This is a genomic window from Cellulomonas sp. URHD0024, from assembly GCF_000426185.1.
Taxonomy (GTDB): domain Bacteria; phylum Actinomycetota; class Actinomycetes; order Actinomycetales; family Cellulomonadaceae; genus Cellulomonas.
On record NZ_AUEW01000014.1, the window covers coordinates 25,598 to 38,755 of the forward strand.

The 13,158-nt window shown below is 72.3% G+C and carries 13 protein-coding genes; 8 read left to right on the plus strand and 5 right to left on the minus strand.

Annotated elements, in window-relative coordinates; genetic code table 11:
• The first annotated feature begins 22 nt into the window (after positions 1–22).
• Both I847_RS0114745 and I847_RS0114750 read left to right on the plus strand, forming a co-directional pair.
• On the plus strand, positions 23–1,414 hold the full coding sequence (locus tag I847_RS0114745) for an MFS transporter (RefSeq protein ID WP_028050310.1): 1,392 nt from the start codon (positions 23–25) through the stop codon (positions 1,412–1,414).
• Between the two features lie 100 nt (positions 1,415–1,514).
• Positions 1,515–2,576, plus strand: coding sequence for a putative zinc-binding metallopeptidase (locus I847_RS0114750; protein WP_051274934.1), 1,062 nt, complete (start codon positions 1,515–1,517; stop codon positions 2,574–2,576).
• Here the strand turns inward: I847_RS0114750 and I847_RS0114755 are convergent.
• From I847_RS0114755 to I847_RS0114770, 4 genes are all read right to left on the minus strand, one after another.
• Complete coding sequence (locus I847_RS0114755) at positions 2,569–4,095, minus strand: molybdopterin-dependent oxidoreductase (protein ID WP_028050312.1); 1,527 nt, start codon at positions 4,093–4,095, stop codon at positions 2,569–2,571. The two genes, I847_RS0114750 and I847_RS0114755, sit on opposite strands and share 8 nt — an antisense overlap.
• An 89-nt stretch (positions 4,096–4,184) precedes the next feature.
• Positions 4,185–4,631 carry an HIT family protein gene (locus tag I847_RS0114760; RefSeq protein WP_028050313.1) on the minus strand — a complete coding sequence of 149 codons (447 nt, stop codon included), beginning with the start codon at positions 4,629–4,631 and terminating at the stop codon, positions 4,185–4,187.
• 11 nt (positions 4,632–4,642) lie between these two features.
• Positions 4,643–5,185, minus strand: coding sequence for a chloramphenicol phosphotransferase CPT (gene cpt, locus I847_RS0114765; protein ID WP_196804581.1), 543 nt, complete (start codon positions 5,183–5,185; stop codon positions 4,643–4,645).
• A 30-nt stretch (positions 5,186–5,215) separates the two neighbouring features.
• Positions 5,216–5,752 (minus strand): DUF1697 domain-containing protein, encoded by a 537-nt coding sequence (locus tag I847_RS0114770; RefSeq protein WP_028050315.1) that lies wholly within the window; start codon positions 5,750–5,752, stop codon positions 5,216–5,218.
• A gap of 135 nt (positions 5,753–5,887) precedes the next feature.
• Between I847_RS0114770 and nirB the strand changes: the two genes are divergently transcribed.
• The 5 genes from nirB to I847_RS0114795 are packed head-to-tail and all read left to right on the plus strand — an operon-like array spanning position 5,888 to position 11,934.
• Complete coding sequence (nirB, locus tag I847_RS0114775; protein WP_028050316.1) at positions 5,888–8,461, plus strand: nitrite reductase large subunit NirB; 2,574 nt, start codon at positions 5,888–5,890, stop codon at positions 8,459–8,461.
• Positions 8,458–8,856 carry a nitrite reductase small subunit NirD gene (gene nirD / locus I847_RS0114780; protein WP_028050317.1) on the plus strand — a complete coding sequence of 133 codons (399 nt, stop codon included), beginning with the start codon at positions 8,458–8,460 and terminating at the stop codon, positions 8,854–8,856. The genes nirB and nirD overlap by 4 nt, the downstream gene beginning before the upstream one ends.
• Complete coding sequence (cobA, locus tag I847_RS23920) at positions 8,853–10,088, plus strand: uroporphyrinogen-III C-methyltransferase (protein WP_051274935.1); 1,236 nt, start codon at positions 8,853–8,855, stop codon at positions 10,086–10,088. Before nirD ends, cobA begins: the two co-directional genes overlap by 4 nt.
• Positions 10,085–11,203 (plus strand): uroporphyrinogen-III synthase, encoded by a 1,119-nt coding sequence (locus tag I847_RS0114790; RefSeq protein WP_028050318.1) that lies wholly within the window; start codon positions 10,085–10,087, stop codon positions 11,201–11,203. Before cobA ends, I847_RS0114790 begins: the two co-directional genes overlap by 4 nt.
• A complete protein-coding gene (locus I847_RS0114795) occupies positions 11,200–11,934 on the plus strand; it encodes a sirohydrochlorin chelatase (RefSeq protein ID WP_051274936.1) in 735 nt (244 codons plus the stop codon). Before I847_RS0114790 ends, I847_RS0114795 begins: the two co-directional genes overlap by 4 nt.
• A gap of 7 nt (positions 11,935–11,941) precedes the next feature.
• On the opposite strand, the gene I847_RS0114800 is transcribed toward I847_RS0114795, so the two are convergent.
• Entirely contained in the window at positions 11,942–12,517 is a 576-nt protein-coding gene (locus tag I847_RS0114800; RefSeq protein ID WP_028050320.1) for an NYN domain-containing protein, read from the minus strand.
• 138 nt (positions 12,518–12,655) lie between these two features.
• On the opposite strand from I847_RS0114800, the gene I847_RS23925 reads away from it, so the two are divergent.
• Entirely contained in the window at positions 12,656–13,156 is a 501-nt protein-coding gene (locus I847_RS23925; protein ID WP_369751742.1) for a MarR family winged helix-turn-helix transcriptional regulator, read from the plus strand.
• Positions 13,157–13,158 lie beyond the last annotated feature (2 nt).

Below are 13,158 nucleotides of genomic sequence, written 5' to 3' on the forward strand. Positions count from 1 at the left end.
CCGTCCTTCCCGGAGGTTTCTCATGGCGACACCGCTCGTGACCGCCGACGCCCCAGGCACCACCACGGCGTCCGCACCGCTCGACACCGGCGCCCTCACGGGGGCGCCGATCACCACCCGTCCCGGCCGTTGGATCGACGGCTGGAACCCCGAGGACGCCGGCCAGTGGGCGTCCGTCGGCAGGTCCATCGCGAAGCGCAACCTCGGGCTGTCGATCTTCGCGGAGTTCCTCGGGTTCGCCGTCTGGGCCGTGTGGAGCATCGTGGTCCCGCAGCTGGCGGGCGTCGGGTTCGTGCTCAGTGTCGACCAGACGTTCTGGCTGATCGCGGTGCCGAGCCTCGTCGGCGCGACGCTGCGGATCCCGTACACGTTCGCGGTCCCGCTGTTCGGCGGGCGCAACTGGACGATCATCTCGGCGCTCCTCCTGCTCATCCCGACCATCGGGCTGGGGATCGTCGTGCAGAACCCGTCGTGGGGCTTCGGTGCCCTGCTCGCGGTCGCGTGCCTGGCCGGCGTCGGCGGCGGCAACTTCGCGTCCTCGATGGCGAACATCTCGTTCTTCTACCCGGAGAAGGAGAAGGGCCGGGCGCTCGGCCTGAACGCGGCCGGTGGCAACCTCGGCACCGCCGCGGTCCAGTGGGCCGTGCCGATCGTGATCGCCATCGGCGCGGGCATCAGCCTGCAGCGCGCCGGGTTCATGTTCGTGCCGCTGGTCGTCCTCGCGGCGTTCCTGGCGTGGAAGTACATGAACAACCTGTCCAACGCGAAGTCGGACCCCCGCTCCTACGGCGTAGCCACCAAGTCGCGGCACACCTGGATCCTCTCGTTCATCTACATCGGCACCTTCGGCTCGTTCATCGGGTTCGCCGGGGCCTTCCCGACGCTGCTCAAGGGCCAGTTCCCGGACGTCACGATCTCGATCGCGTTCGCCGGTGCACTCGTCGGCTCCCTGGCCCGTCCGCTCGGCGGGATCCTGGCCGACAAGCTCGGCGGCGCACGCGTCACCATCGCCGCGTTCACGATCATGGGCGTCGGTGTCGTCTGCGCGATCTTCGCCCTGCGCGCCCACTCCTTCGGCGCGTTCCTCGCGAGCTTCCTCGTCCTGTTCACCGCGACCGGTGCGGGCAACGGCTCGGTCTACCGGATGATCCCGGCGGTCTTCCGGTTCGGGGTCACCGACGAGGCCGACCGCCTCCGTCGCATCCGCGCGGCGGCCGGGTGCATCGGCATCGCGGGTGCGATCGGTGCCTTCGGTGGGTTCCTGGTCCCGCGTGGGTTCGCGGCCTCCACCTCGCTGACCGGCAACATCCAGGCCGCGCTCTGGGTGATCGTCGGCTTCTACCTGGTGATGGGGCTGACCACCTGGGCCGTCTACCAGCGGCGCTCCGGCCAGTTCGGCACCACCGTCATCTGAGCTGCCTGCACGTCGGCGCCGGCCCCGGGGACACCCGCGGCCGGCGCCGTCGCGCTCCGGACATACGCCGCCTGACCTGCGTGTGGGCTAGGTTCGCGACGTGGACGTCTTCCGTTGCCCTCGCTGCGCAACCATCGCCTTCGTCGAGTCGACCGACTGCTCCGCATGCGGGCTGGACATCGGCCTCCACCCGCCGACGCTCACGATGCGCGCCGCACCCGACCAGGGCACCGATGTCGACGGCTCGTGGTGGTTCCCGTGCGGCAACCGCGCGTGGGGGTGCAACTGGTTGGTCGCCGGCGACGCGGGCTCCGGCCGGTGCCTCGCGTGCCGGCTGACGCGCACCCGACCGAGCAGCGACGACACCCTCGCGCTGGAGAAGCTCGCGAGCGCGTCCGCCGACAAGCGCCGCCTGCTGGTCCAGCTCGCCGACCACGGCCTGCCGGTCGTGCCCTGGTACGAGAAGAAGGGCGGCCTCGGCTTCGACCTGCTCTCCTCGCGTTCCGACGGCGCCCGCGTCCTCATCGGCCACGCCAACGGGATCATCACGATCGACCTGGCGGAGTCGCTCGACGCGCACCGCGAGGCGCTGCGGATCAGCCTCGGGGAGCCGTACCGCACGATGCTCGGCCACTTCCGGCACGAGGTCGGGCACTACTACCAGTGGATCCTCGTCGAGCAGACGGACTGGATCGACGAGTGCCGCACGATCTTCGGCGACGAGCGGGCGTCCTACAAGGACGCGATCGCCCGCCACTACCTGGTGGGGCCACCGCTGGACTGGAGCGACGGCTTCATCTCGTCATACGCATCTATGCATCCGTGGGAGGACTTCGCGGAGTGCTTCGCGCACTACCTGCACCTCACCAGCACCCTGATCACGTCCGGCGCGGGCCACCTGAGCGTGAAGATGGAGGGGGTCCCGACGATCCCCGACCACGAGATCGCCCCGCGCACCAGCTACGCGGACGCGACGATGGACGACATCCTCGGCGACTGGCTCCCGCTGGCGACCTTCTTCAACCGCGTCAACCGCGCGATGGGCAAGCACGACCTCTACCCCTTCGAGATCCCGGAGCCGGTCGCCCGCAAGCTCGACTTCGTGCACCGCGTGGTGACGTCGTCGCGGGTGCCGGTGCCCCTCGGGTCCGGGGTCAGCTGACCTTCACGCTGAACGTGTCGTAGCCGGTCGCGCCGTCCGGGACCTCTCCCTGGACGGCGCCGGTCTGGGGGCCCTGCGGGTCGAACGCGCGCACGAACAGCTGGTGATCGCCCGGCGAGGCGTCCCACGTCCAGGACCACTGGCGCCAGGAGTCGATGCCGCCGTCGTCGGCGAGCGTGGCGTCGCTCCACGACCCGTCGTCGACGCGAACCTGGACCTTCGTCACGCCGCGGTGCTGCGCCCAGGCCGTCCCAGCCACGACGACGGAGCCCGCGGGGACGGTGGTGCCGGGCCTGGGCACGTCGATGCGCGACTGCGTCTTGATCGGTCCTTCCGCCGACCAGCCGCGCTGCGTCCAGTACGCCTCGGCGTCCGCGAAGCGCGTGACCTCCAGGTCCTTGACCCACTTCGTCGCGGACACGTAGCCGTACAGCCCCGGGACCACCATCCGCACGGGGAAGCCGTGCTCGAAGGGCAGGGGTTCGCCGTCCATCGCGATGGCGAGCAGCGCGTCGCGCCCGTCCATGAGGACCTCCAGAGGGGTGCCCGCGGTGAAGCCGTCGACGCTCGTCGACAGGACCATGTCGGCATCGCCGGTCGGCCTCGCCTTCTCGAGCAGCCCCTTGATCGGCAATCCCAGCCACTTCTGGTTGCTGATGAGGGTTCCGCCGACCGGGTTCGACACGCACGCGAGCGTCACATAGGCCTCGACGAGGTCCGAGGCGATGAGCTCGTCCCAGGTCAGCGTCACCTCCTGCTCGACCAGCCCGTGGATGCGCAGCTTCCAGGTGGCCGGGTCGACCGTCGGCACCACCAGCGCGGTGTCGATCCGGTAGAACTCGTCGGCAGGCGTCAGCCACGGCTCGACACCCTCGACGCCGATGTCGACGCCGGCCGGCACCGGGGCCGCGGTGGTGGTCGCCTTCGGGATGACCACGCCGCCGCGCGAGGCCTGCGCCGCGCGGGCGTTCGCGCCGAAGGTCCGGCCGAGAAACAGAGCGACCGTGCCGGCTGCCCCGGCGACGAGCGACGCCTGGAGGAACTGCCGCCGCTCGAGAGAGGCCTTGCCTGCCGAGCCGCTCTCGTCGGGGATGCGACGGACGAGGAACCGCAACGTCCACAGGCCGGCCACCGTCCCCACGACGCTCGGCACGACCGCCAACGCCCCGGCGTCGGGGCGCGCGACCGCGGCGAAGGCGGAGGCCGCGCCGAGCAGGACGACGAGGGTCGCGCCCCACGCCCACCGGCGAGCGGCCAGCACCCCGGCGAGGGCGGCCAGCGCGAGCACGACGACGACCTCGCCGATCCTGAGCACGAGCTTGTCGTTGGTGCCGAAGTTCGTGGTCGCGAACTGCTTGAGCCACTGCGGGGTCGCGTCGACGAACGCCGAGCCGACCGCGACGAGCGGGTCGGAGGTCGGTCCGGTGAGCAGGGAGACGCACGCACCGACGCCGATCGTCACGACCCCCGCGACCAGCCCCGCGACCGCGGCCAGAGCCGTCGTCCGACGTCCCGCCATCCGAATGCCTCCTCGACGCACCACACGTAGGGCCGACTCTGCCCCCTGGGTGGCGGCTTGTCGTCATCCAGGGCGGCTCGGGCAGGAACTCACAGGTCCGGGGACCCCAACGACGCCGGCACGTGGGCACCCTGCCCCAGCTCGACGAGGGCGGAACGGACGCGTTCCGCAGCCGCGTCCAGCGCAGCGCCCGGCAGGTCGGTGCGGGCGTTGGCGAACGTCAGGCTCGCCTCGTCCCACGCCGGCAGCACGTGCAGGTGCAGGTGCGGGACCTCGAACCCGGCGACGAGCAGGGCCGCCCGCGGAGCGTCCCAGGCGTGCTGCTGGGCCTGGCCGATCGTGCGCGCGACGAGCATCAGGTGGGTGAGCACGTCGTCGGGCGCGTCGGTCAGCTGGAGGATCTCGGCGCGGGGGACCACGAGCACGTGCCCGTCGGTGATGGGCGCGATGGTGCCGAAGGCGACGGCGACCTCGTCGGCCCACACGAACCGGCCGGGGATGTCGCCGTCGATGATCTTGGTGAACAAGGTGGCCATGTGAACCCACGCTAGTGCGGCGACGCGGCGGCCCGGGCGGCGATCACCCGTGCGCACTCCAGTGCCCCGGTGCCCGTGGTGTCCACCTCGAGGTCGTAGACCACGCCGTCGTGGACGAGCGAGGCCTGCTGGGCCGCCATGCCGATGGGGCGATCACCCCGGGCGACCTCGCGGGCCGTCGCGACGAGCGGGTCGCACCGGACGCCGACCCAGAGCACGTCCAGCCCGTCGAGCGCCACGCGCCAGCGCTCCTGGGAGGCTGCGCCGCCGAGGAACACGTCGTCGACGATGAGGTGCGCGCCCGCCCGCGCCATGGCGGCCATACCGGCCATCCACGCCGCCTCCAGCTCCCGGAAGGCCGAGCCGACGGACACCGTGCCGTCGTCGGCGATGTCGATCCCGTCGGACGTCCGCAAGGACGCGGGCAGGGCGTCGACCAGCGAGTCGATCGCGGCGGCGAGCCAGGGATCGGGCAGGACGTCCTGGAGGCACCGGAGGATCTGCGACTTGCCCGAGCTGGAGCCGCCGTTGAGCACGATCACCTGAGGAGCCACCGGACCACGCTAGAGGGCGCCCGAGCGATGTCACGCCCGTTCGCGGGCGAGCCTCTGCAACGCCAGCACGGTGTTCCAGTTGCGTGCCGTGCCCACGCGGCCGGAGGCCCTGGACAGCACGTCGATGGTCAGCTTCGAGCGGCCCTGCCCGTCGGGGTAGTAGGCGTAGGTCTCACGGTCGGCCCAGACCAGGACCTCGCGGCCGTACCGGCTCGGGTCGAAGTCCCCGGCGGTCGTCGCGACGGGTCCGTCCCAGAAGACGGCGACGAGATGAGCCGGATCGTCGGCAGCCTCCGTGGTGAACGGTAGGCCGTCGACGACCGAGGACCACTGCTCCAAGGTGCGGGCGATCACGGGGATGTCGAAGCCGAACTCGTCGGCGAAGGCCGCGGACAGTCCGGCGGCGACATCCGCACCAGGCGCGGGGACGAGCACCAGGTTGCCGCTGTTCACGTACGTGGTCACGTCCGTGTGCCCGAGGGACGACGCCACGGACCTCAGCTGGGCGGACGTGACCTTGCGGCCGCCGACGTTCACGGCTCGGAGCAGGGCGATCACGGGACTCATGGGCCCACTCTCACACCCCCTGCCCACACCGTGTGCGCGAAAGGTTCCTCCGGGGTAACGGCCACGCACCTGCGGCGCAACACCGGCTTCCTACCGTCGGAGATGTCCCAGCCACCCCGTTCGACGGAGCAGCACATGACTCAGCACCTGGTGGTCGTCGGCGGCGGCATGGTCGCCCAGCGACTGGTCGAGGCCCTGCGCGACCGGGACGTCGCCGGCACGTGGCGGATCACGGTCCTGGCCGAGGAGCCGCGCCGGCCGTACGACCGTGTCGCGCTCACCAGCTACTTCTCCGGCCGCGACGCCGACGACCTGGCACTCGGCGACCCGGCCCTGTGGGACGACCCGCTGGTCACCCTCGTGCGCGACGACGCCGTGGTCACCCTGGACCGCACTGCGAAGACCGTCACCACGAAGCGCGGCCGCACCGAGCGCTACGACCACCTGGTGATGGCCACCGGCTCGTCGGCCTGGGTGCCGCCTCTGGAGGGCGCGGACCTGCCGGGCGTCTTCGTCTACCGGACCGTGGACGACGTCGCCGAGCTCCGCGGCTACGTCGAGAAGCTCTCCCAGGACCGGGTGGTCAAGGGTGCGGTCCTCGGCGGTGGCCTGCTCGGCCTGGAGGCCGCGGGAGCCCTGCAGGCACTCGGCGCCAAGACCACCGTGCTCCAGGTGGGCACCCACCTGATGTCCGCTCAGGTCGACCTCGGCGGTGGCGAGGCGCTGCGGCGGCTGATCAACCAGCTCGGCGTCGGGGTCCGGCTCAACGCGATGACCACCAAGATCCGTCCCCACCGCCGGGGCGGGGTCGGTCGGCTGGAGCTGGCCGACGGGGGTCGTCTCGACGCGGACGTCGTCGTGATCGCCGCCGGTGTCCGGCCGCGCGACGAGCTCGGGCGCGCCGCCGACCTCAGCATCGGGGAGCGCGGCGGCATCGTCGTCGACGACACCTGCCTGACCAGCGACGCCGACATCTCCGCGGTGGGCGAGGTCGCGTGCATCCAGGGCGCCTGCATCGGGCTCGTCGCACCCGGGTACGCGATGGCCGAGATCACGGCGGACCGGCTGCTCGGCGGCTCGTCCACCTTCCCCGGCGCCGACACGGCCACCAAGCTCAAGCTCTCGGGCGTCGACGTGGCGTCCTTCGGCGACGCCTTCGCCACCACGCCCGGCGCGCTGGAGATCGTCTGGGCCGACCCGGTGGGCGGCGTCTACAAGAAGCTGGTGATGTCCGACGACGCGCGGACGCTGCTGGGTGGCGTCCTCGTCGGCGATGCCTCCGCCTACGCGAGCCTGCGCCCGATGCTCGGCCGCGAGCTGCCCGGCGACCCGGCGGCGTTCCTGCTCCCCGAGGGCGGCGGCGGTGCACCCGAGCTCGAGCTTCCCGACGACGCGGGCGTGTGCTCGTGCAACAACGTCTCCGCGGGGACCATCCGCGGTGCGGTCACCGAGCACGCGTGCACCGACCTCGGCGCGGTCAAGGCATGCACGAAGGCCGGCACCTCGTGCGGCTCGTGCCTGCCCTTGGTGAAGAAGCTGATGACGACCGAGCTGACCAAGCAGGGCGTGACGGTCAGCTCGGCGCTGTGCGAGCACTTCTCGCTGAGCCGGGCGCAGCTCTACGACGCCATCAGGGTGTCCGGGGTGTCGTCGTTCACGGCCGTGATCGAGCGGTTCGGCACCGGGCGCGGCTGCGACATCTGCCGGCCCACGGTGGCCTCGATCCTGGCGACGACCTCCCCGGCACACGTCCTCGAGGGGGAGCGCGCGGCGCTGCAGGACACCAACGACCACGTCATGGCCAACCTCCAGAAGGACGGCTCCTACTCGGTGGTGCCGCGCATCCCGGGTGGTGAGGTCACCCCCGAGGGTCTGATCGCGATCGGGTCGGTGGCCAAGGAGTTCGGCCTCTACACCAAGATCACCGGCGGCCAGCGGATCGATCTGTTCGGCGCCCGGATCGACCAGCTCCCGGTGATCTGGGGTCGGCTGGTGGACGCGGGCTTCGAGTCCGGGCACGCGTACGGGAAGTCGCTGCGCACGGTGAAGTCCTGCGTCGGGTCCACCTGGTGCCGGTTCGGCGTGCAGGACTCCGTGGCGCTCGCGGTGATGCTCGAGCTCCGGTACCGCGGCCTGCGCTCGCCGCACAAGATCAAGCTCGGCGTCTCCGGGTGCGCCCGCGAGTGCGCCGAGGCCCGCGGCAAGGACGTCGGCGTCATCGCGACCGACAAGGGCTGGAACGTCTACGTCGGCGGAAACGGCGGGTTCACACCGCGGCACGCACAGCTGCTCGCGGAGGACCTCTCGACGGAGGACCTCGTGCGGACCATCGACCGGTTCCTGCTCTACTACGTCCGCACCGCCGACCGGCTGCAGCGCACGGCGCCGTGGATCGACGAGGTCGAGGGCGGTCTCGACGGCGTCCGGTCCGTGGTGCTCGAGGACTCGCTGGGCATCTGCGCCGACCTGGACGCCCAGATGGACGCGCACGTCGACGAGTACGAGGACGAGTGGCGCGCGACGCTCGAGGACCCGGAGAAGCTGCGCCGTTTCGCGTCCTTCGTCAACGCGCCGGAGACGCCCGATCCGTCGCTCGCCTACGTCCCGGAGCGCGGGCAGTCGCGCCCGGCGACCCTCGACGAGCGCGAGGCCGCGCTCCGCGGGGAACCCGTCCTCGTCGCCGGCACAACCCTGGAGGTCCGCTCATGACCGCGTTGGACGTCGCACCCGTGCAAGCCGACGTCGCCGGCTGGACCGTCGTGTGCCGGCTCTCGGACCTGGCTCCGGAGCGCGGTGCCGCCGCGTTGCTCGCCGACGGCGACCAGGTCGCCTTGTTCCGGCTCGTCGACGACCGCGTCTTCGCGGTCCAGCAGCATGACCCGTTCAGCGACGCGTACGTGATCTCCCGGGGGATCGTCGGCTCACGTCGGATCGACGACATCGACGTACCGACCGTGGCGTCTCCGATGTACAAGCAGGTGTTCGCCCTGCAGACCGGCCGGTGCCTGGACGTCGCGGGCAAGGTCCCGGCCCGTGGACTCCTACCCGACCTGAGCGTCTGGCCCGTTCGCGTGCGTGACGGGCTCGTCGAGGTGGCGCGATGACGACGATGCTCGGGCTCGACCTCACCGGTCGACGGGTGCTCGTGGTCGGCGGCGGACCGGTCGCCGCTCGTCGGGTGCAGGCGCTGCTCGCCGACGCCGCCCGGGTGGTCGTCGTCGCGCCGCAGCTGTGCGAGGCGCTGTCGAGCCTGCACACCTGGGGACTGGTCGAGTGGCACGCGCGCGAGGTGGTGGCGGAGGATCTCGACGGCGTGTGGCTCGTCCACACGGCCACGGGCGACCGGGGCACGGACGCCGCGGTGGTCGGCTGGGCGCAGGAGCGTCGGACGTTCTGCGTCGACGCGGGAGCCTCGCGGGGTTCCGCGCGGACACCGGCGACGACCCAGCAGGGAGACGTCCTCGTCGGTGTCGTCTCGACCGGCACGCCGGACCCGGGGCGCACGCAGGTGGTCCGTGACGCGATCGCGACGTCGCTGCGCGAGGGCGACGTGGACCTGCGGCGCCGCCGCACCGCCACGGGCCGCGTCGTGCTCGTCGGCGGCGGCCCTGGCGACGTCGGGCTGCTCACCCTCGCCGGCCGACGCGCGCTCGCGGAGGCCGACGTCGTGGTGACGGACCGGCTGGGGCCGGTCGCCGTGCTGGACGAGCTGCACCCGGACGTCGAGGTCATCGACGTCGGCAAGACGCCCGGCAACCACCCGGTCCCGCAGCACGAGATCGGCCGGATCCTCGTGGAGCAGGCGCAACGGGGACGCGTCGTCGTCCGGCTCAAGGGCGGCGACCCCTTCGTCTACGGCCGCGGTGGCGAGGAGGTGCTCGCCTGCCGTGAGGCGGGCGTCGACGTGACCGTCATCCCCGGGGTCAGCAGCGCGTTCGGCGCGCCGGCCGCCGCCGGCATCCCGCTGACCCACCGCGGGACCGTCGGCGCCGTTCACGTGATGAACGGGCACGACGGCTGGTCGCCCGCCGCGCTGCTCGGTCTGCGCGAGAGGTCGTGCACCGTCGTGGTGCTCATGGGCGTCAGTGCGCTGCCCACCCTCGTTCGGACGGCGCTCGACGACGGGATCGACCCGCAGACGCCGGTCGCACTGATCGAGGAGGGCAGCTTGCCTGGTCAGCGCGTCACGCGTGCCGTGCTGTCCGACGTCGTGGACGTCGCCGCCTCCGCCGGGGTCCGCGCGCCCGCCGTCCTCGTGCTCGGCGCGGTGGCCGCGGAAGGCCTGCTGGAAGCGGAAACAGGGACGGAACGTTCACCCGTCACAATGGCGTCGTGAGCGAACCTATCGACCAGACGCTTGCCGGGTGCGTCGTCCTCGTGACGGCCGATCGCCGGTCTGCGGAGCTGGCCGCTGCACTCGGTCGGCGGGGTGCCGCCATCCGACACGCGCCGGCCCTGAGCATGGTTCCGCACATCGACGACGCGGCCCTCCTGGAGGGCACCCGCTCCCTGCTCGCCGACCCGCCGGACACGGTGATCGTGACGACGGGCATCGGGTTCCGAGGGTGGATCGAGGCCGCCGACGCCTACGGTCTCGCCGAGCCCCTCGTCGCGATGCTGCGGGACACGCGGATCGTCGCGCGCGGCCCGAAGGCGCGTGGCGCGATCCAGGCCGCCGGGCTGACGGCCGACTGGGTGGCCGAGTCGGAGACGAGCGCCGAGATCGCCGAGGTGCTGCTCGACGAGGGCGTCGCGGGCCGCGACATCGCGGTGCAGCACCACGGTGCCGGCGCCGACGGGCTGGACGAGGCGTTCGCCGCAGCGGGTGCCCGCGTCCGCAGCCTGGTCGTGTACCGCTGGGGTCCGCCGCCGGACGCCGCGGTCGTCGAGGCCTCCGTCCGGTCCGTCGCCGCGGGCGAGGTCGACGCGGTCGTCTTCACCTCCGCACCGGGCGCGGCCGCCTGGCTCACGGCCGCCGACGACGCAGGAGTGGCCGACCAGATCGCGCGGCTCGCCCGGCGGGGCAGCGTCGTGATGGCAGCCGTCGGTCCGATCACCGCCAAGCCCCTGCAGGAGCGAGGGATCGAGCCGCTCGTCCCCGAACGCGGGCGACTCGGATCACTGGTCCGCGCGGTCGTCGGTCACTACGGTGGCCTCGAGGCGTTGCAGACCATCGCCGGTCCGTTGCAGGTGCACCGCGGCGCAGCCGTGCTCGACGGACGGGTGCTGGCCCTCACGCCGACGGGTCTCGAAGTGCTCCGGCTGCTCGTCAAGGCGCGAGGGTCGGTGGTCCCGCGTGAGCACGTGCTGGCGGTGCTGCCGGGTGACTCCACCGATCCGCATGCCGCGGAGGTCGCCATCGCGCGTCTCCGCGACGCGACCGGCAGCCGGGCGCTCATCAAGACCGTGGTGAAGAGGGGTTACCGTCTCGGGCTGGAGGAGGTTCGATGACCAACGCACTGCATGCCCGTGGGCCCGTGCCCGAGTACTCGTCGCCGGCCCGTCCGGTGCTCGTGGGCTGTTCGCACGGCACCGACGACGTGCAGGGCCGCGCGGCCGTCCGGTCGATCCTCAAGGGTGCCGCCGCCGCGCGCCCCGAGCTGGACGTGCGCGAGGCGTTCGTCGACGTCCAGCAGCCCGAGGTCGCCGACGTCGTCGCCGATGCGCTCGAAGGGGACGCCGCCGGTGCGGTCGTCGTGCCGCTGCTCCTGTCGGCCGGCTTCCACGTCAAGGTGGACATCGCGGCGGCCGTCGACCAGCCCGGGGCCACGGCGGCATCGCCCCTGGGCCCGGACCCCCGGCTCGTGGACATCCTGGTGGACCGCCTCAGGGCGGTCGACGTCGGTCCGGACGACCTGGTCGTGCTTGCCGCTGCCGGGTCGACCGACCCGGCAGCCGCCCTCGCTGTCGAGCAGGTCGCGGCGGGCCTGGCCGACCGCATCGAGCAGCCCGTGACGATCGGCTACGGCGCGGGCGCCGAACCGCGCGTGCCCGCCGCGGTGGCGGCGGCGCGCGCGGACCTGCCCGTGGGCGGACGCGTCGTCATCGCGTCGTACCTGCTGGCCCCGGGCTACTTCCACGACCGAGTGCTCGAGGCAGGGGCCGACCTGGTCACCGACCCGCTGGCCCCCGACGACAGGCTGGTCCAGATCGTCCTGGACCGCTACGACGCGGCGACCTGACCGCCGGTCAGAGGTAGCGCAGCGGGTCGAACTCGTCGAGCGGGATGATCCTCAGGCGGGGCAGCTGGACGTTGAACGCGGCCACGTCACCCTCGAGGTCGAAGGTCGACAGTCCCTTGGCGGTGAGCGCGGCAAGCTGGGTGCTGGTGAACTCCCGGAACGCGAGCAGGCCGACCCGGCGTGCGTCGTCGTCGACGAGGACCTCGAGCTCGGGCGCGAAGTCACCGTCGTGGCTGGCCAGCAGGACGTCGCCGCCGCGGCCGGCGATGGCCTCGAGCGTGCGCTTGATGCCGATGTCCACGACCTTCTCGTACGACTCACCGGACAGCGGGATCGGCTGGAACCCGATGGCCAGCAGCGCCTGCACGAACGACATGGGGAGCGAGCCGTTGGACGCGTTGAGGAAGAAGAGCGCCTTGACCGGTTGGTCCCAGGTCTGCTGGGCGAACGTCAGCACGCGCTCCCAGCGCGGACGCTGCTCGGGGGTCGGTCGCCCGCCGAGGATGGAGGATCCGAGCGTGGCGTCGATGTTCTCGCCGTCCACCAGGAGGTAGGTGGTGCGCTGTGCCGCCTCGGTGCTCATCGCCCCACCGTATCGGCAGGCTCGTCGTGAAGGCCCGTACGCCAGGGGACGCGCCTGGGTGGAACACCGACGAGCCGGATCCGGTTGGCACTCCATACGTACGCATGGACACGGAGAGGGAGCACGGTGACGGAGCACCTGACCACTGACGGCGCGACGGAGGACGCACGCGACCCGGCCGAGCTCCCCGGCGCGCGCGAGGCGGCCCAGGCGTGGGAGTCCTTGTTCCGGGCCCAGGTCGCGCTGATGCGCCGCTTCCAGCGCGACGACGTGTGGGGCCCCCTGACGATCCGCGAGTACGACGTGCTCTTCACGCTCTCCGGCTGCGCGGACCGGACCGCGCGCCTCAAGGAGCTGGGGGAGGAGAGCCTGTTGACCCAGCCGAGCCTGTCCCGGCTCGTCGAGCGTCTCGAGGCTGCCGGGCTCGTCGCGCGAGGGCCGGTCGAAGGCGACGCCCGCGGGGTGGCGGTGCGGCTGACCGACGAGGGCGCTCGTGTGCAGCGCGAGATCGGCTATCGCCACGTGCAGTCGATCCGCCGTCTCGTGGGGGGTGCTCTCGACGCCGAGGAGCTCGCGACGCTGCGGACACTGACCGACAAGCTGCGCGCGGCGCAGGCCGGCATCCCCGACCCGGCCTGAGG

Coding starts and splice junctions, on each gene's coding strand:
- I847_RS0114795 (WP_051274936.1), top strand. CDS start 11,200: ATGACCAACGCACTGCATGCCCGTGGGCCCGTGCCCGAGTACTCGTCG.
- I847_RS0114760 (WP_028050313.1), bottom strand. CDS start 4,631: ATGGCCACCTTGTTCACCAAGATCATCGACGGCGACATCCCCGGCCGG.
- nirD (WP_028050317.1), top strand. CDS start 8,458: ATGACCGCGTTGGACGTCGCACCCGTGCAAGCCGACGTCGCCGGCTGG.
- I847_RS0114745 (WP_028050310.1), top strand. CDS start 23: ATGGCGACACCGCTCGTGACCGCCGACGCCCCAGGCACCACCACGGCG.
- I847_RS0114800 (WP_028050320.1), bottom strand. CDS start 12,517: ATGAGCACCGAGGCGGCACAGCGCACCACCTACCTCCTGGTGGACGGC.
- I847_RS0114755 (WP_028050312.1), bottom strand. CDS start 4,095: ATGGCGGGACGTCGGACGACGGCTCTGGCCGCGGTCGCGGGGCTGGTC.
- nirB (WP_028050316.1), top strand. CDS start 5,888: ATGACTCAGCACCTGGTGGTCGTCGGCGGCGGCATGGTCGCCCAGCGA.
- I847_RS0114770 (WP_028050315.1), bottom strand. CDS start 5,752: ATGAGTCCCGTGATCGCCCTGCTCCGAGCCGTGAACGTCGGCGGCCGC.
- cobA (WP_051274935.1), top strand. CDS start 8,853: ATGACGACGATGCTCGGGCTCGACCTCACCGGTCGACGGGTGCTCGTG.